Source organism: Pseudomonas sp. GW822-FHT02E03 (assembly GCF_058802325.1).
This window is the reverse complement of record NZ_JBXAOA010000002.1, coordinates 37,235-53,825: the sequence shown is the minus strand read 5'-3', so window position 1 is coordinate 53,825 and position 16,591 is coordinate 37,235. Positions and strand designations below refer to the sequence as shown.

At 59.2% G+C, this 16,591-nt stretch carries 13 protein-coding genes; 8 read left to right on the top strand and 5 right to left on the bottom strand.

Annotated elements, in window-relative coordinates; genetic code table 11:
* Window positions 1–15 precede the first annotated feature (15 nt).
* The 3 genes from gcvT (at window position 16) to gcvP (ending at window position 4,678) form a co-directional block, all read left to right on the top strand.
* Window positions 16–1,098: a glycine cleavage system aminomethyltransferase GcvT gene (gene gcvT, locus AC1RQB_RS02090; protein WP_207267418.1), complete on the top strand. Its 1,083-nt coding sequence runs from the start codon at window positions 16–18 to the stop codon at window positions 1,096–1,098.
* A gap of 50 nt (window positions 1,099–1,148) precedes the next feature.
* Window positions 1,149–1,535 (top strand): glycine cleavage system protein GcvH, encoded by a 387-nt coding sequence (gene gcvH / locus AC1RQB_RS02085; RefSeq protein WP_063342193.1) that lies wholly within the window; start codon window positions 1,149–1,151, stop codon window positions 1,533–1,535.
* A 269-nt stretch (window positions 1,536–1,804) separates the two neighbouring features.
* On the top strand, window positions 1,805–4,678 hold the full coding sequence (gene gcvP, locus AC1RQB_RS02080; protein WP_063342194.1) for an aminomethyl-transferring glycine dehydrogenase: 2,874 nt from the start codon (window positions 1,805–1,807) through the stop codon (window positions 4,676–4,678).
* A 163-nt stretch (window positions 4,679–4,841) separates the two neighbouring features.
* On the opposite strand, the gene AC1RQB_RS02075 is transcribed toward gcvP, so the two are convergent.
* The 3 genes from AC1RQB_RS02075 to AC1RQB_RS02065 all read right to left on the bottom strand — a co-directional run bounded on the left by AC1RQB_RS02075 (window position 4,842) and on the right by AC1RQB_RS02065 (window position 7,552).
* Window positions 4,842–5,162, bottom strand: a complete 321-nt coding sequence (locus tag AC1RQB_RS02075; protein ID WP_008076034.1) for a DUF2388 domain-containing protein — start codon at window positions 5,160–5,162, stop codon at window positions 4,842–4,844.
* 176 nt (window positions 5,163–5,338) lie between these two features.
* A complete protein-coding gene (gene tfpB / locus AC1RQB_RS02070; protein WP_063342195.1) occupies window positions 5,339–7,123 on the bottom strand; it encodes a type IV pilus assembly ATPase TfpB in 1,785 nt (594 codons plus the stop codon).
* Window positions 7,124–7,213: 90 nt separating this feature from the next.
* The gene (locus AC1RQB_RS02065) at window positions 7,214–7,552 is read right to left on the bottom strand and encodes an ACT-like domain-containing protein (RefSeq protein ID WP_063342196.1); all 339 of its coding nucleotides are present in this window, start codon (window positions 7,550–7,552) and stop codon (window positions 7,214–7,216) included.
* Window positions 7,553–7,678: 126 nt separating this feature from the next.
* Between AC1RQB_RS02065 and AC1RQB_RS02060 the strand changes: the two genes are divergently transcribed.
* The gene (locus AC1RQB_RS02060; RefSeq protein WP_063342197.1) at window positions 7,679–8,143 is read left to right on the top strand and encodes an Lrp/AsnC family transcriptional regulator; all 465 of its coding nucleotides are present in this window, start codon (window positions 7,679–7,681) and stop codon (window positions 8,141–8,143) included.
* 124 nt (window positions 8,144–8,267) lie between these two features.
* On the opposite strand, the gene AC1RQB_RS02055 is transcribed toward AC1RQB_RS02060, so the two are convergent.
* Window positions 8,268–9,635 carry a CYTH domain-containing protein gene (locus tag AC1RQB_RS02055; protein WP_063342198.1) on the bottom strand — a complete coding sequence of 456 codons (1,368 nt, stop codon included), beginning with the start codon at window positions 9,633–9,635 and terminating at the stop codon, window positions 8,268–8,270.
* Window positions 9,636–9,951: 316 nt separating this feature from the next.
* Here AC1RQB_RS02055 and argE point away from each other — a divergent pair, with 316 nt between their 5' ends.
* Both argE and argA read left to right on the top strand, forming a co-directional pair.
* Complete coding sequence (argE, locus tag AC1RQB_RS02050; protein ID WP_008067964.1) at window positions 9,952–11,121, top strand: acetylornithine deacetylase; 1,170 nt, start codon at window positions 9,952–9,954, stop codon at window positions 11,119–11,121.
* A gap of 265 nt (window positions 11,122–11,386) precedes the next feature.
* Window positions 11,387–12,685 (top strand): amino-acid N-acetyltransferase, encoded by a 1,299-nt coding sequence (gene argA, locus AC1RQB_RS02045; protein WP_007899457.1) that lies wholly within the window; start codon window positions 11,387–11,389, stop codon window positions 12,683–12,685.
* 167 nt (window positions 12,686–12,852) lie between these two features.
* Here the strand turns inward: argA and tauA are convergent, their stop codons facing one another.
* Window positions 12,853–13,839, bottom strand: a complete 987-nt coding sequence (gene tauA, locus AC1RQB_RS02040) for a taurine ABC transporter substrate-binding protein (protein ID WP_063342199.1) — start codon at window positions 13,837–13,839, stop codon at window positions 12,853–12,855.
* 369 nt (window positions 13,840–14,208) lie between these two features.
* On the opposite strand from tauA, the gene AC1RQB_RS02035 reads away from it, so the two are divergent.
* Complete coding sequence (locus tag AC1RQB_RS02035) at window positions 14,209–15,567, top strand: OprD family porin (protein ID WP_063342200.1); 1,359 nt, start codon at window positions 14,209–14,211, stop codon at window positions 15,565–15,567.
* 293 nt (window positions 15,568–15,860) lie between these two features.
* On the top strand, window positions 15,861–16,499 hold the full coding sequence (locus tag AC1RQB_RS02030) for a peroxiredoxin (protein ID WP_063342201.1): 639 nt from the start codon (window positions 15,861–15,863) through the stop codon (window positions 16,497–16,499).
* Window positions 16,500–16,591: the final 92 nt, after the last annotated feature.

Below are 16,591 nucleotides of genomic sequence, written 5' to 3'. Positions count from 1 at the left end.
CGGAAGGAGAAACCCATGGGACAGCGTACGCCTCTGTACGACCTTCATCTCGCCCTCGGCGCGAAGATGGTCGATTTTGGCGGTTGGGATATGCCTCTGCATTACGGCTCGCAGGTTGAGGAACACCATCAGGTGCGCCGCGATTGCGGGGTTTTCGATGTATCCCACATGACCGTGATCGATGTTGACGGCCCCCAGGCCAAGGCCTGGCTTCAGTATTTACTGGCCAATGACGTCGAACGTCTGCACAGCCCCGGCCGTGCCTTGTACAGCGCCATGCTCAACGAGCACGGCGGCATCGTCGACGACATGATCGTCTATCGTCTCGAGGACGGTTATCGCCTGGTGGTCAACGCCTCCACCCGCAATCAGGATCTGGCCTGGATGCAGGCTCATCTCGGTGACTTCGATGTGCGGCTCAACGAGCGTTCCGAGTTGGCGATGCTGGCCATTCAAGGGCCTCACGCCCGGCACAAGATTGCCGAACTGGTGACTCAGTCCCGTGGCACGCTGATTCAGCAGCTCAAATATTTCGAAGGTCAGACTGACGGTGACTGGTTCATCGCGCGCACCGGTTACACCGGTGAGGATGGTCTGGAAATCGTGTTGCCGGCCGATCAGGCACCGGGCTTCTTCAACGATCTGGTGGGCGCGGGTATTTCCCCGATCGGCCTCGGTGCCCGCGATACCTTGCGGGTCGAAGCCGGCATGAACCTCTACGGCCAGGACATTCATCAAGAAGTTTCGCCATTGGCCTCCAACATGGCCTGGAGCATTGCCTGGGAACCGGCCACGCGCCAGTTCATTGGCCGCACTGCACTGGAAGCCGAACAGGCCGATGGCGTACAGCACAAACTGGTGGGTCTGGTCCTGGAAGAACGTGGGGTTTTGCGGGCGCATCAGGTGGTTCGCATCGCCGATGTTGGCGAAGGGGAGATCACCAGTGGTAGTTTCTCTCCTACGCTTAGCAAGTCGATTGCACTGGCGCGCGTACCGGTGGCCACCGCCGACCGCGCCGAAGTGGAAATCCGTGGCAAGTGGTACCCGGTTCGAGTGGTCAAACCGACCTTCGTACGCCACGGCAAAACCTTGATCTAACTTTTTTTGGCGGGCAATGACCGCTGACATTTTTCTTGAGGACACAGAACATGAGCGAAATCCCTGTCGACCTGCGTTTTGCCGAAAGTCACGAATGGGCCCGTCTAGACCATGATGGCGGCGTGAAAGTGGGTATTTCAGACCATGCTCAGGAAGCCTTGGGTGACGTAGTGTTCGTTGAGCTGCCGGAAATCGGCAAAGTGTTCGCTGCCGGTGAGGCTGCGGGTGTCGTCGAGTCGGTCAAGGCTGCCTCGGATATCTACTCGCCAGTCTCCGGCACAGTCATTGCTGTCAACGAAGAGTTGGCCAACAACCCTGAACTGGTCAACAGCGCGCCTTATGACAGCTGGTTCTTCAAACTCGAGCCAAGCGATACCTCCGAACTGGACAATCTGATGCTCGATGCAGCTGCCTACAAGGCCGCCATCGGCGAATAAGCCTTCAGCGTTACCTCAAAGCCCCGATTATCCGGGGCTTTTTTGTATCTGCCAACTTGATGCGCTGAGGACTAAATGTGGGAGCGGGCTTGCTCGCGAAAGCGATTAATCATTCAGCGTATAGGGCGACTGACCCACCGCTTTCGCGAGCAAGCCCGCTCCCACAGGGTAAGTGTCAAGCTCCCCACAGGCTCGCTGTCGGCAGCGACTGCTATGCTGGTTTGACCGCATTGCATCGACGCCGAGCGCCAGTCAAGAGAGAGCCCGTCATGTCCCAGTTGCCGTCCTTGAGCCAGTTACGCGACCCCAATACCTTCCTGCGCCGCCATCTGGGCCCCGATGCCGCCGAGCAGCAGGCGATGCTCGACAGCCTTGGCCTTGGCAGCCGGGTCGAACTGATCGAGCAGACGGTACCGCCGGGAATCCGCCTCAACCGGCCGCTGGACTTGCCGCCGGCCCTCGACGAAGAAGCCGCGCTGGCCAAGCTGCGGGGCTACGCCGAGCAAAACCAGATCTGGACCAGCCTGATCGGCATGGGATACCACGGCACTCTCACGCCGGCCGTCATCCTGCGCAACGTGCTGGAAAATCCCGGTTGGTACACCGCCTATACCCCCTATCAACCAGAGATCGCTCAAGGCCGGCTCGAAGCGTTGCTGAATTTCCAGCAGCTGACCATCGACCTGACCGGCCTGGAACTGGCCAACGCCTCGCTGCTGGATGAAGCCACGGCGGCAGCCGAGGCCATGGCGCTGGCCAAGCGCGTGGCCAAATCCAGAAGTAACCTGTTTTTTGTCGATGAGAATTGCCACCCGCAGACCATTTCCGTCGTGCGGACCCGGGCCGAAGGGTTTGGTTTCGAGTTGATCATCGATGCTGTGGATAACTTGAAACAGCACCAGGTGTTCGGCGCGCTGCTGCAGTATCCCGACACCCATGGTGAAGTGCGCGATCTGCGCCCATTGATCGATCATCTGCATGCCCAGCAAGCTTTGGTCTGTGTGGCGACCGATCTGCTAAGCCTGCTGTTGCTGACCCCGCCGGGGGAGCTGGGCGCTGACGTGGTGTTCGGTTCGTCCCAGCGCTTCGGCGTGCCCATGGGTTACGGCGGCCCTCACGCCGCGTTTTTTGCCAGCCGCGACGAGTACAAACGGGCGATTCCCGGGCGGATCATCGGCGTGTCGAAAGATGCGCGCGGCAACGTCGCTCTGCGCATGGCCCTGCAAACCCGCGAGCAACATATCCGCCGGGAGAAGGCCAACTCCAACATCTGCACCGCTCAGGTGCTGCTGGCCAATATCGCCAGTTTCTACGCGGTCTACCATGGACCGGAAGGGCTAAAACGGATTGCCCAGCGCGTCCATCGGCTGACCTGCATCCTCGCCGCCGGTCTGGAGCGTCACGGGATCACCCGTCTCAACCAGAATTTCTTCGACACCCTGACCCTGGAGGTGGGGGGAACTCAGACGGCGATCATCGAAAGTGCTCAGGCGGCGCAGATCAATTTGCGCATTCTCGGACGTGGGCAGTTGGGCCTGAGCCTCGACGAAACCTGTGACGAAACCACCGTGGCGAAGCTGTTCGATGTGTTTCTCGGTGCCGATCATGGGCTCAACGTCGACGACCTGGATGCTGAAACGCTGGTATCCGGCATTCCTGCCGGGTTGCAGCGCAGTACATCTTATCTGCGTCATCCGGTGTTCAACGCTCATCACAGCGAAACCGAAATGCTGCGTTACCTCAAGCAGCTGGAAAACAAAGACCTGGCGCTCAACCAATCGATGATCCCGCTGGGCTCCTGCACCATGAAGCTCAATGCCACCAGCGAGATGATCCCCATCACCTGGCCACAGTTCGCCAATCTGCATCCGTTCGTGCCGAAAGAGCAGGTAGTGGGTTACTCCTTGATGATCGCGGAACTGGAGCGTTGGCTCTGCGCTATCACCGGTTTCGATGCGATCTGCATGCAACCCAACTCGGGCGCTCAAGGCGAATACGCTGGGTTGTTGGCGATCCGCAAATACCACGAGAGCCGCCATCAGGGCGCGCGGGATATCTGCCTGATCCCGTCCTCGGCCCACGGCACCAACCCGGCCTCGGCGCAAATGGCCGGGATGCGGGTGGTGATCGTCGAGTGCGACGAGGGAGGTAATGTCGATCTGGATGATCTGAAGGAAAAAGCCACGGAGGCAGGGGATAAACTCGCCTGCCTGATGGCGACTTATCCTTCGACCCATGGGGTCTACGAGGAAGGCATCAGCGAGATCTGTGAAGTTATCCACAGCCATGGCGGTCAGGTGTACATGGATGGTGCCAACCTCAACGCGCAGGTTGGATTGGCACGGCCGGCAGACATCGGTGCCGACGTGTCGCACATGAACCTGCACAAAACCTTCTGCATTCCCCACGGCGGTGGCGGGCCGGGGATGGGCCCGATTGGCGTTCGGGCGCACCTGGCGCCGTTCGTTGCCAACCACCCGGTAGTGCCAATCGACGGCCCGCTGCCGGAGAACGGCGCAGTGAGCGCGGCACCTTGGGGCAGCGCGAGCATTTTGCCTATCAGCTGGATGTACATCGCCATGATGGGGCCGCAACTGGCGGATGCGAGCGAGGTGGCGATTCTCGCCGCGAATTACCTGGCGCAGCATTTGGCCGGCGCATTTCCAGTGCTCTACACCGGGCGCAACGAGCGAGTGGCCCACGAATGCATTCTCGACTTGCGACCGCTCAAGGCGCAGACCGGAATCAGTGAAGAGGACGTTGCCAAACGCCTGATGGACTACGGCTTCCATGCGCCGACCATGTCATTCCCGGTGCCGGGGACGTTGATGGTCGAACCGACCGAGAGTGAATCGAAGGCGGAGCTGGACCGTTTTATCGGCGCGATGCTGAGTATCCGCGCGGAAATCACGGAGGTGCAGAACGGCAACTGGCCGGCAGAGGACAACCCGCTGAAGCGTTCGCCACATACCTTGGCCGACATCACCGGGGTTTGGGAGCGGCCGTACAGCATCGAGCGGGCGGTGACGCCGGATGCTCACACCAAGGCCCATAAGTACTGGCCGGTGGTGAACCGCGTGGACAATGTCTACGGTGACCGCAACCTGTTTTGCGCGTGTGTGCCGGTGGACGAATATCGTTGAAATCACGAGAGATGATCGTTCCCACGCTCTGCGTGGGAATGCATCCCGGGACGCTCCGCGTCCATGGCGGCGCTACCACGCGGAGCGTGGGAGCGATCATCGACAATTAAGGGGCAAAAAAAATGCCGCTCATGTGAGCGGCATTTTTGTTCAGCAACGAACCTTACTTCGAGGCGATGGCATTCTTCGCCAGGATGGCGTTCGCCAGTTCCATGTCCGTGGCTTGCAGGCCAGGATTGTCGGCACGGACTTTCTGTATGGCGGCTTCCAGGTAGGGGCCGCGAATGGCGCCGTCACTGGCGACAAAGCTGCCGGCATCGTCCTGGGCGGCGACGACCAGCTTGTGATCCCTGGAGGTCAGGTAAGAGGTGCCGGTGGTGGCACCGGACGTAAGGACGTTACGCAAAAAGCTGTCATCAGCCATCGCCGAACCGACTTGAAGGGACAACACGGCGAAGGTAGCGACAGCAAGTTTGAGACGCATAAAAGGTGACTCCACTGGGTATTAACTGCGGCCTTTGATTGCCAATTACCCAATCGAGTTCCGTGACGTTAGTCGGCTCGCCGTAGGAGCTGCCGCAGGCTGCGATCTTCTGATTTTTGCTTTTAAAAACAAGATCAAAGGATCGCAGCCTGCGGCAGCTCCTACCGACATCAGGCCTATTTCTGCTCACTCTGCGGCGTCACTCGCAACACCTCTTCGATCGTGGTCAAACCCGCCGCCACTTTCTGCGCCCCCGACAAGCGCAAACTGCGCATGCCTTCCTTGAAGGCCTGACGCCGGACCGCGAGCAAATCGGTATCGGGGTTGATCAGCGCTTTGATGCCGTCAGTCAGCTGCATGATTTCGTACACCCCGGCGCGGCCGCGATAGCCGGTTTCGCGGCATTCCAGGCAACCGATGGCGCGTTGTGCGTTACCTGGCAGTGGTGCCTGCCAGGGCCGGGTCAGGGTTTGCCAGTCGTCCTCGCCCAAGGTCAGCGGCGCCTTGCAATGCGGGCAAAGGGTCCGGACCAGACGCTGAGCCATGACCCCGAGCACCGTGGCCTTGATCAGGTAATGCGGCACGCCGAGCTCCAGCAGGCGGCTGATGGCGCTCGGGGCGTCGTTGGTGTGCAACGTCGACAGCACCAAGTGGCCAGTGAGTGCGGCCTGAATCGCCATCTCGGCGGTTTCGAGGTCGCGGATCTCGCCAATCATGATGATGTCCGGGTCTTGGCGCATCAGCGCGCGCACGCCGGCGGCAAAGGTCAGGTCAATGTTGTGCTGGACCTGCATCTGATTGAACGCTGGCTCGACCATTTCGATCGGGTCTTCAATGGTGCAGAGGTTGACCTCCGGCGTCGCCAGTTTCTTCAGGGTGGTGTACAGCGTGGTGGTCTTGCCTGAACCAGTCGGCCCGGTCACCAGAATGATGCCATTGGGCTGGCGGGTCATGTCTTGCCAGCGACGCAGGTCATCGGCGGAAAAACCCAGCTGATCGAAGTCCTTGAGCAGCACTTCCGGGTCAAAAATCCGCATGACCATCTTCTCGCCGAACGCCGTCGGTAATGTCGACAGCCGCAGCTCGACTTCACCACCATCCGGGGTTTTGGTTTTGACCCGGCCGTCCTGGGGTTTGCGCTTTTCCGCGACGTTCATCCGCCCCAGGCTTTTCAGGCGGCTGACGATGGCCATGGTCACCTGCGGCGGGAATTGATAGACGTTGTGCAACACGCCGTCGATGCGAAAGCGCACCGTGCCTTGCTCGCGCCGGGGTTCGATGTGGATATCGCTGGCCCGTTGCTGGAACGCGTACTGGAACAGCCAATCGACGATGTTGACGATGTGCGCATCGTTGGCGTCCGGCTCCTGGTCGCTGGCGCCGAGGTTGAGCAACTGTTCGAAGTTGCCCAGGGTGCTTGTTTGTTGATCAGCGTTGGTGGCGCCGGTGACCGATTTAGCCAGGCGGAAAAACTCCACGCTGAAGCGCTGGATGTCCACCGGGTTGGCCACTACGCGCTTGATCGGCACCTTCAGCACGTGGGTCAGGTCGGCTTCCCAGCTGCTGACGAAGGGCTGGGCGCTGGCCACGGTGACGGCCTCGCGGTCGATGGATACCGCCAGAATCTTGTGGCGTTGGGCGAAGGCATAGGACATCAGCGGCGTGATGGCCGCGACGTTGATTTTCAGTGGGTCGATGCGCAAGTAAGGCTGACCGGCCTGCTGAGACAGCCAGAGCGTCAGGCTTTCCAGATCGAGGTGTTTGCCGGGACGGCTGAGGTCGTCCAGGTGTTGGCTGGCGATGAACTCCAGCGGGTGCTGCTGACCATTTATGGCGTGACGGCGGCGGGCGTTGAGTGCGTGTTCGGCCGAATCCTGGCTGATAAAGCCTTGGGCGACCAATTCACGCAGCAAATCATTGAGGTCCAGCCAGCGGTCCTGAGTGGCGAGTTGAACGGACATGCGGGCTCCTTATGAACAACCGTTCGCAAAGGATAGTCGCGCACCCGTAGACCGTTGGGCCACTACCCGACCAAGGCGTGACGTTTCTTTTCAGCCTGCCGCCTGAGCCGGCTCTTCCCACGCAGAATCAGCCACTTGCAGGTTCACCGAGCAGACGCTGATCAGGTTACGTAATTTTTCCGCGATCACTTGAGCACGGTGCCAGCTCAGGCCGTCCATGACGATATCGACCGACAGCAGATCGTCCATGCGCTGCACGTTGACCTGCTGCGGCGTCAGAAACTGCAAGGCGAAAAGATTGAGCGCCCGACACAGCAGATCCGGCTCGGCCTCAGCCACTAATTGATAGTGAACGCGGCAGTGGGCGTTGCTGACGTTCCAGACATCGGCGCGGGCGGGCGGGGTGTTCACGGCTTCTAAATGCGGCATGGTCGGGCTCCAAAATCACTGGAGGAATTTTTACATTCGGTGCCGGGCATTTCTTATCTATGATTGGGTTTATTGACCATTTATCGAATAGATCAATTCGATCTAGTACCCACTATAGGTTTTTCTATGCACAGTGAGCTGGATGGCTACGACCGCAAGATTCTCGCGTTGCTGCAAGAGGACGCTTCGCTCTCCAGCGCGCAGATCGCCGAACAAGTGGGGCTCTCGCAGTCGCCGTGCTGGCGGCGGATTCAGCGGATGAAGGAGGAGGGGATCATTCGCGCTCAAGTGACGTTGCTTGACCGCAAGAAAATCGGCCTTAACACGCAGATCTTCGCCGAAATCAAACTAAACGCCCACGGACGTTCGAACTTCACCGAGTTCACCGAGGCGATTCGCGGTTTTCCCGAAGTGCTGGAATGTTATGTGCTGATGGGGTCGGTGGATTTCATGCTGCGGATCGTCACGGCGGACATCGAGGCTTATGAGCGCTTCTTCTTCGAGAAGCTGTCGATGGTGCCGGGGATTCAGGAGGTCAACTCGATCGTGGCGTTGTCCGAAATCAAGTCCACGACGAGTTTGCCGGTCTGAAGCTTTTGCGGTGAATGTGCTGGCCTCATCGCGGGCAAGCCCGCTCCCACATTGATCTTCAGCGTCCACGAATATGTGAGCGACAGATAACCCTGTGGGAGCGGGCTTGCCCGCGATGGCGGTCTTACAGACGCAGCAAAGTCTTCCAGGCGCGATTCTGATACACCGCGATCGCCTGGTGCTTGCGCGCATCCAGCGATTCATCGGTGATCGGTTCGTTGGCCAGTTGCGTCAGTTTGTTCAACTCACCATACAGGCGATCCATTTCCGGGATCTCCAGTACGCCGCGGGCATGGTGCAGCCAGGCCTGGATGCGCTCGATACGCGGCAGCTGCTCGGCCAAGTCTTCCGGCTGTTGCTGGTAACGCTGCAATTGCAGCGAGTTGGCTTCTTCGCCCAGCATGCGCGGCAGCCAGCTGCCCAGTTGTGCAGCGCCCTGGCGATTGCCGCGGACGTTGCGATCGGCGGCCCAGGTGCGGGCCAGCAGCCAGCGTGAAGTGTTCAGGGAGAACAGGCCCCAACGTGGGTCTTCCAGCTCTTCGAGGAACTGCTCCGGCGCAGCTTTACGTACGTCTTCGTCGTCCAGGCCGGCTTGTACCAGCGGGCGCCAGTCTTCCAGCAGGGCATCCAGCGCGACCCGCAGATCGTGAGTCGACTGACGCGGTGCGGCCTGACCGAGGCTGCTGATCAGCGCGCGCATTTCAGCGAGGTTCTCGACCCAGTCCTGCAACAGGCGCCAGTGACCGTTGAAGCGATACTGTTCGGCCAGACGCTGGCTGCTGCTCAGCAAATGCCAGCTCAGGGCGGCGAACGCATCGTCCAGCGGCATTTCGGCGGTGATCTGCGGCGCCGGCAAGCTCAGCGAGTAGCTGTTGGCGTCGAACAAGCGATAACCGCGTTCGGCCTTGCTGATGTCACACGGCATCAGCGCCAGTGTTGCAGCCAGTTCGGCGGCCAGCTCTAGCAGCGCAGCCGGTTCGCCTTCGCGCAGCTCCAGTTCCAGCTCGCAGATTTCTTCTTTCTGCTTGCCGACCACCACGTGGCCCAGGTCCAGCGCGGCTTCGATGACCACTTTGGTCTTGCCACGGCCCCAAGCGATTTCCGCGCGTTCGCGCACGAAATCGGTGGTGAAGATGGCTTTCAGGGTTTTCTTGTCCAGCTCGGCCAGCTCTTCGGGCCAGCATTCACCGTCGAGTTTCTTAACGTCGAGCTTGGCTTTGGGCAAATTCCAGTCGTACTCGTGACGTTCGGACAGACCGGCGACGCTCTGGCCACGGGTCTTGAGGGTCTGAATCACTTCTTCGCCATCGCGGCGCAGGCGCAGGGCAACCTTGGCGCGGGCCAGGTCGCGCTCAGGCGTGTCGAAGTACTGATTCATCAACTCACGGCGTTCCCAGCCACTTTTGTTGCGTTTTTTCAGTAACGGGTGCTCGCGCAGGGCAGCGAGGGTTTCGCGGCTGACGCGGAGTTTGATTTCGGTTTCTTTCTGCATGGCCGGAAAATCCAGGATCGGGAGCGCAGCCGGGGGAATGTGTGGCTGCCAAGGTCGTGCAGTGTACAGGACTCATTCGAGATAGGGTCTGTTGACGCTTGGTGACGACCGGGACGGGCCCCACTTGGCGCAGGGCTGCGTTGCTCGGAACTTATTTGGGACAACCAAACCACGTTCCTCGCGCCTTGCCCTGCACCAAGTGGGCCGCCGTCGCGGCTCGTCACCAAGCGTCAACACACCCTACGCGCCGCGACGGTTTATTCCTGTCGCCGGATGGTTCTATGATGGACTTCAATTCGGGAGTTGGGAGTCAGCGATGCCTTTGCCGTCCATGAAAGATCAGTTCGCTGCGCTGATCGCCGCGCCGTCTGTCAGCTGTACCCAACCCAGCCTGGATCAAACCAATCGGCCGGTCATCGACTTGTTGGCGACATGGCTTGGGGACTTGGGTTTTGCCTGCGATATCCAGCAGGTCAGCCCCGGCAAATTCAATCTGCTGGCCAGTTTTGGCTCCGGCCCCGGCGGCCTGGTGCTGGCTGGTCACAGCGATACAGTGCCCTACGACGAGGCGTTGTGGCAGACCGACCCGTTGAAACTGACGGAAGTGGACGGTCGTTGGGTCGGCTTGGGCAGTTGCGACATGAAGGGTTTTTTCGCCTTGGCCATCGAAGCCGTCAAACCCTTGCTCGACCAACCGTTCAAGCAACCCTTGCTGATCCTCGCCACTTGCGATGAAGAAAGCTCGATGTCTGGTGCTCGCGCTCTGGCCGAAGCCGGGCGGCCATTAGGTCGCGCGGCGGTGATCGGCGAGCCGACCGGGCTGAAGCCGATCAGAATGCACAAAGGCATCATGATGGAACGCATCGACATCCTCGGCCAGAGCGGCCATTCCTCGGACCCGCGTCTGGGCCACAGCGCCCTCGAAGCCATGCACGACGCCATGGGCGAATTGCGCGGCCTGCGCCTGGCGTGGCAGCGCGAATTCCATAACCCGCAGTTCAGCGTGCCGCAGCCGACCCTTAACTTCGGCTGCATCCATGGGGGCGACAATCCCAACCGAATCTGCGGCCAGTGCTCGCTGGAGTTCGACTTGCGTCCGTTGCCGGGCATGGACCCCAAAGCGCTGCGCGCGGCGATTCTGCAGAAGCTCAATCCGATTGCCGAACGGCACAAGGTGAAGATCGATTACGCGCCGCTGTTCCCCGAAGTGCCACCCTTCGAGCAGGCCGAGGACTCGGAATTGGTGCGGGTTGCCGAAAAGCTCACCGGCCATCGCGCCGAAGCAGTGGCGTTCGGCACGGAAGCGCCTTATCTTCAGCGTCTTGGTTGTGAAACACTGGTATTGGGACCGGGCGACATCGCCTGCGCACACCAACCGGGGGAATACCTCGAAATGTCACGTTTGCAGCCTACCGTGCATCTATTACGTCAACTGATTGAACATTACTGCCTGACACCGGCCAAAACGGCGATGCCAGTCAGTTGAGCGCAACCCATGTGGGAGCGGGCTTGCTCGCGAATAGGGAGTGTCAGTTGATATTAATGTGTCTGATACGCCGCCTTCGCGAGCAAGCCCGCTCCCACAGGTTCTGTGTTTTGGCTGACTAAACGTATAAATTGCCAGTGTCCCAACCCGTATTCATGAGGAGAGCGCGCGTGTCGCCAAGCCTGTTCCGACGATAACCATCAGCCCGCTGTGCGTTTACTGCTTTACCCTTTTTTCGGCTGCTATTTATTACAGGCCCAGGTTCATGCCCGAATACGTCAATTGGCTTCGTCACGCTTCGCCTTACATCAACGCCCACCGCGATTGCACCTTCGTCGTCATGCTGCCCGGCGACGGCGTGGAGCACCCGAACTTCGGCAACATCGTCCACGACCTGGTGTTGCTGCACAGCCTGGGCGTACGACTGGTGCTGGTTCACGGTTCGCGTCCGCAAATTGAAACCCGCCTCGCCGCTCGCGGCCTGACTCCGCATTACCACCACGGCATGCGAATCACCGATGCGGCGACGCTTGAGTGCGTGATTGATGCGGTCGGTCAACTGCGCATCGCCATCGAAGCGCGGCTGTCCATGGACATGGCCTCATCGCCAATGCAGGGTTCGCGCCTGCGGGTGGCCAGCGGCAATCTGGTCACTGCACGGCCGATCGGCGTACTTGAAGGTGTCGACTATCACCACACCGGCGAAGTGCGCCGTGTCGACCGCAAGGGCATCAATCGCCTGCTGGACGAACGCTCCATCGTGCTGTTGTCGCCGTTGGGTTACTCGCCGACCGGTGAAATCTTCAACCTCGCTTGCGAAGATGTCGCCACCCGTGCAGCTATCGATCTGGGGGCGGACAAGCTGCTGCTGTTCGGCGCCGATCTGGGCTTGATCGACGAAAATGGCCGGCTGGTTCGCGAATTGCGCCCGCAACAGGTGCCGGCGCATTTGCAGCGTTTAGGCAGCAACTATCAAGCCGAGCTGCTGGATGCGGCCGCTGAAGCGTGCCGGGGCGGGGTGGCGCGCAGTCACATCGTCAGCTATGCCGAAGATGGCGCGTTGCTGACTGAACTGTTCACCCGTGACGGTGGCGGTACGCTGGTGGCCCAGGAGCAATTCGAAGTTGTACGCGAGGCGGCTATTGAGGATGTGGGCGGTTTGCTGGACTTGATCAGCCCGCTGGAAGAGCAGGGCATTCTGGTGCGGCGTTCCCGCGAGGTGCTGGAGCGTGAGATCGAGCAGTTCAGCGTGGTCGAACGCGAAGGCATGATCATCGCCTGCGCCGCGCTGTATCAGATTGCCGATTCGGATGCTGGGGAGTTGGCGTGTCTGGCGGTGAACCCGGAGTACCGCCATGGCGGTCGCGGTGATGAACTGCTGGAACGCATCGAAACCCGCGCCCGGGCCCAGGGGCTGAAAACCTTGTTCGTGCTGACCACCCGGACCGCTCACTGGTTTCGTGAGCGGGGCTTCGTGCCGAGCAGCGTCGAACGTCTGCCGTCGGCGCGGGCGTCGCTTTACAACTATCAGCGTAATTCGAAGATCTTCGAAAAAGCCCTGTGATTGCCACTGTCTGTGTTGGCATTTGTGGCGAGGGAGCTTGCTCCCGCTGGGCAGCGAAGCGGCCCCAAAACCAGCGAACGCGTTATGACTGATTCACCGCGTTGTTGGATTGGGGAGTCCTCCGGCCTCCAGCGGGAGCAAGCTCCCTCGCCACAGGTTTGGGGGTGTTATTCAGTGACGAATTTCGCGCTGACATACGGCGAATAATCCGGCAGCACCGTCTCGACCTTCCCTTGCTCCTTCAAAAACTTCGCCGTCTCGCCAATCGCCTTGGCTGTGCCTCCGTCCAGTAGCGCGGTGGTCTGTTGTGCCTTGGCATCCGGGAATGCGGAGCCGGCCAGCAGCTCCGGCACATCGGCGGCATTGGCACCGGTCAATTTGGCGATTTTCTGCACCGGCACCGAATCGGCGGTCCAGCTGTCTTTATGGGCGGCATAGTCGGCGAAGGAGTCCAGAGTGACCTTGGCAAATTTGGCCACGATCTCAGGATGCTTCTCGGCGTAATCCTTGCGAGCGACCCACACCTCGAAGGTCGGCGCGCCCCATTGGCCGACCTGCGCCGCGTCGGTCAAGGTCTTGCCGGTCTTGCGGATTTCCCCCAGCGCCGGCGACCAGACAAACGCCCCATCAATGTCGCCACGCTTCCAGGCTGCGGCGATTTCGGCGGGTTGCAGGTTCACCACTTTGACTTTCGAGGCGTCCAGCCCCCAGTGCTTCAGCGCGCCGAGCAGGCTGTAATGGGAGGTTGAAACGAAGGGCGTGGCGATGGTTTTGCCGATCAGATCTTCCGGTTTATCGATACCGCTGCCGTTGCGCACCACAAGGGCTTCGGCAGCGTTGATCTGAGCCGAAACAATGAACGCGACAATCGGCAGGTTGCGCGAAGCGGCCGCCGCCAGCGGGCTTGAGCCGAGGTTGCCAATCTGCACATCGCCGGAGGCAATGGCAGTGACCACTTCCGGGCCACTGTTGAAACGTCGCCAATCGATTTTCTGGCCAATGGTTTTCTCGTAAACACCATCAGCCTGAGGGACTTTGCTGGGGTCGATACCGGTTTGATAACCGACCGTGAGAGTCGCCGCTTGGGCGGAAAAAGAAAATAAAAGCGATACACAAACTGTAACAAATTGACTAGATAGTGCGCGTTTGGCCATGATGGGCGTCGCCTTTTCGAAAGTGATTGACGTATGGGGAATGCGCCAAAGCTAATCGATCTAAAAAAAGGCTAATAAATACCATTTAGGAATTAACTTATGAGCCGATAGGTTGTGTCCCGGTTCGGATCGTTGATGGAAAGATATATTCCTAAATGGTATGAAAAAGGATGAAATAATTCTTTTTGGGTTTATGAGGAAATCATTACCCTGCAGGGACCAAATCACGGCGGTTAGACCTTGGTCGTAGACACACATGGTTACGATTGACTTGTCAGTCACGGACCAGTGCTAATCGCGCATCTGTGGATCTTGGGCGTTAGACCCGAGACCAAAGAACACAAAAATTAGAACGAGAGGAGCGAAACAATGAAGAAGTCCACCTTGGCCCTGGCAGTGGCCGTAGGGGTTTTGGCGCAGCAGGCAGGCGCCGCCGGTTTCATCGAAGACAGCAAGGCTACATTGGGGCTGCGTAACTTCTACATCAACACCGATAACCGCGATTCGGGCACCAAAGCTGCTGGCGCTCAGAACAAGAACGAAGAATGGGGACAAGGCTTCGATCTGCGTTTCACCTCGGGCTACACCCAAGGCACCGTTGGCTTCGGTATTGATGCTATCGGCCTGCTGGGTATCCGTCTGGATTCGGGCGGCGGCACCAATGGCGCTACTGCTACCTCTTATGGCGGCACTGTATTCCCAAGCAAATCCAACGGCGAAGCGGTTGATAACTTCTCCAGCCTGGGCCTGACTGCGAAAGCCAAGATCTCCCAGACCGAACTGAAGTTGGGCACCCTGCAGCCAAAACTGCCGGTGATCGTGACCAACGATGGTCGTCTGCTGCCGCAAACCTTCCAGGGCGGTCAGATCACCTCGAACGAAATCAAAGACCTGACACTGGTCGGCGGTCAGATCGAGCACGCCAAGGGCCGTAACTCCAGCAACAACGAAGAGTTGTCGATTGCTGGTGCGAACGCTCACACTGCTGCCGGTCGTGACAGCAACAAGTTCATCTACGGTGGCGGTGACTACAAAATCACCAAAGACCTGACTGCCCAGTACTACTACGGCAACCTGGAAGACTTCTACAAGCAACACTTCCTGGGCCTGGTTCACAACTGGTCGATCGGTCCTGGTGTGTTGAAGTCTGACTTGCGTTACTTCAACAGCTCCGATGACGGTGCCAACGGCCACGACTCGGCTTATTTCAGCTCCGGTAACGATGAGGGTTTCCGTTCCGGTCGCGGTAAAGTCGACAACAACCTGTACAGCGGCCTGTTCCTGTACTCCGTTGCCGGTCACACCTTCGGCGGCGGTTATCAGGTCAGCAACGGCAGCAGCGACTTCCCTTGGCTGAACCAGGGTGACGGCTCGTCGGCTTACATAACTACCGACAGCCAGATCGCCAAGTTCGCCCGTGCCGGCGAACGTACCTGGCAAGCTCGCTACTCGTATGACTTCGCCAAGGTTGGCCTGCCAGGCGCTACTGCCGGCATCGTTTACCTGCGTGGCGACAACATTGATACCGTGGGTACCAATGGTCGCGAGAACGGTTCCGGCCGTTCCGAGTGGGAACGCGACCTGACCCTGGCTTACGTAGTACAAGAAGGTCCGCTGAAAAACCTGGGCCTCACCTGGAAAAACGCGATGTGGCGCAACGACATCCCAGGTCAGCGCGACCAGGATGAAAACCGTCTGATCGTCAGCTACTCGATCCCGCTGTTGTAACAGCGCTCGCGTAACCGACGTAAAAAAAGCCCCGCCCGGCATCACGCCGGGCGGGGCTTTTGCGTTTTCAAGGTGGGCTCACCCCCGTAAACCCTTCTTGAAATTCCCCTTTTTGCAACAACTCAAGGCCTTCTCGAACCTTGTGACCGATGTTCGTCTCGATGACTATTCAGGTCCAGTGAACAGATTTTTAATATTCTTTATGGATCTAAATAAATCGATATTTATTCTTTTTAATTAATATCGAACGCAGGCACAGTTGGGCTCAACAAGCACTCACAAGGAGCCGCACCATGAGCCTCAGACTCGGCGATATCGCCCCCGACTTTGAACAGGATTCCAGCGCCGGCACTGTCCGTTTCCACGAATGGCTAGGCGATAGCTGGGGCGTGTTGTTTTCCCATCCGGCGGACTTCACGCCGGTGTGCACCACCGAGCTGGGCTTCACCGCCAGGCTCAAGGATGAATTCACCCAGCGCGGCGTCAAAGCCATTGCTCTGTCGGTCGACCCGGTGGACTCGCATCACAGGTGGATCGAGGACATCAACGAAACCCAGAACGCCATCGTCAACTTCCCGATCCTTGCCGATGTGGACCGCAAAGTGTCCGACCTGTATGACCTTATCCATCCGAATGCCAACGACACCCTGACCGTACGTTCTCTGTTCGTGATCGATCCGAACAAGAAGATTCGGCTGACGATTACTTACCCGGCGAGTACCGGCCGTAACTTCAATGAAATTTTGCGGGTGATCGATTCGCTGCAGCTCACCGACAACTACAAAGTGGCCACCCCGGCCAACTGGCAAGACGGTGATGAGGTGGTGATCGTGCCGTCGCTCAAGGACGAAGATGAAATCAAACGACGTTTTCCCAAGGGTTATCGCGCGGTGAAGCCGTACCTGCGTCTGACGCCGCAGCCGAACAGGTAATCATCCGAATTTTGCGGTGTGGCTGAAATCGCTATCGCGGGCAAGCCCGCTCCCACAGTGGATTGGGGAGGATCAGAGATGTGTGGCAGACC

Bases quoted from the DNA above. Each gene is read 5' to 3' on its own strand.
- AC1RQB_RS02060 (WP_063342197.1), top strand. From the start codon at position 7,679: ATGCACAGTGAGCTGGATGGCTACGACCGCAAGATTCTCGCGTTGCTG.
- argE (WP_008067964.1), top strand. From the start codon at position 9,952: ATGCCTTTGCCGTCCATGAAAGATCAGTTCGCTGCGCTGATCGCCGCG.
- gcvT (WP_207267418.1), top strand. From the start codon at position 16: ATGGGACAGCGTACGCCTCTGTACGACCTTCATCTCGCCCTCGGCGCG.
- gcvH (WP_063342193.1), top strand. From the start codon at position 1,149: ATGAGCGAAATCCCTGTCGACCTGCGTTTTGCCGAAAGTCACGAATGG.
- AC1RQB_RS02030 (WP_063342201.1), top strand. From the start codon at position 15,861: ATGAGCCTCAGACTCGGCGATATCGCCCCCGACTTTGAACAGGATTCC.
- AC1RQB_RS02035 (WP_063342200.1), top strand. From the start codon at position 14,209: ATGAAGAAGTCCACCTTGGCCCTGGCAGTGGCCGTAGGGGTTTTGGCG.
- tauA (WP_063342199.1), bottom strand. From the start codon at position 13,839: ATGGCCAAACGCGCACTATCTAGTCAATTTGTTACAGTTTGTGTATCG.
- AC1RQB_RS02055 (WP_063342198.1), bottom strand. From the start codon at position 9,635: ATGCAGAAAGAAACCGAAATCAAACTCCGCGTCAGCCGCGAAACCCTC.
- argA (WP_007899457.1), top strand. From the start codon at position 11,387: ATGCCCGAATACGTCAATTGGCTTCGTCACGCTTCGCCTTACATCAAC.
- AC1RQB_RS02075 (WP_008076034.1), bottom strand. From the start codon at position 5,162: ATGCGTCTCAAACTTGCTGTCGCTACCTTCGCCGTGTTGTCCCTTCAA.
- AC1RQB_RS02065 (WP_063342196.1), bottom strand. From the start codon at position 7,552: ATGCCGCATTTAGAAGCCGTGAACACCCCGCCCGCCCGCGCCGATGTC.
- tfpB (WP_063342195.1), bottom strand. From the start codon at position 7,123: ATGTCCGTTCAACTCGCCACTCAGGACCGCTGGCTGGACCTCAATGAT.
- gcvP (WP_063342194.1), top strand. From the start codon at position 1,805: ATGTCCCAGTTGCCGTCCTTGAGCCAGTTACGCGACCCCAATACCTTC.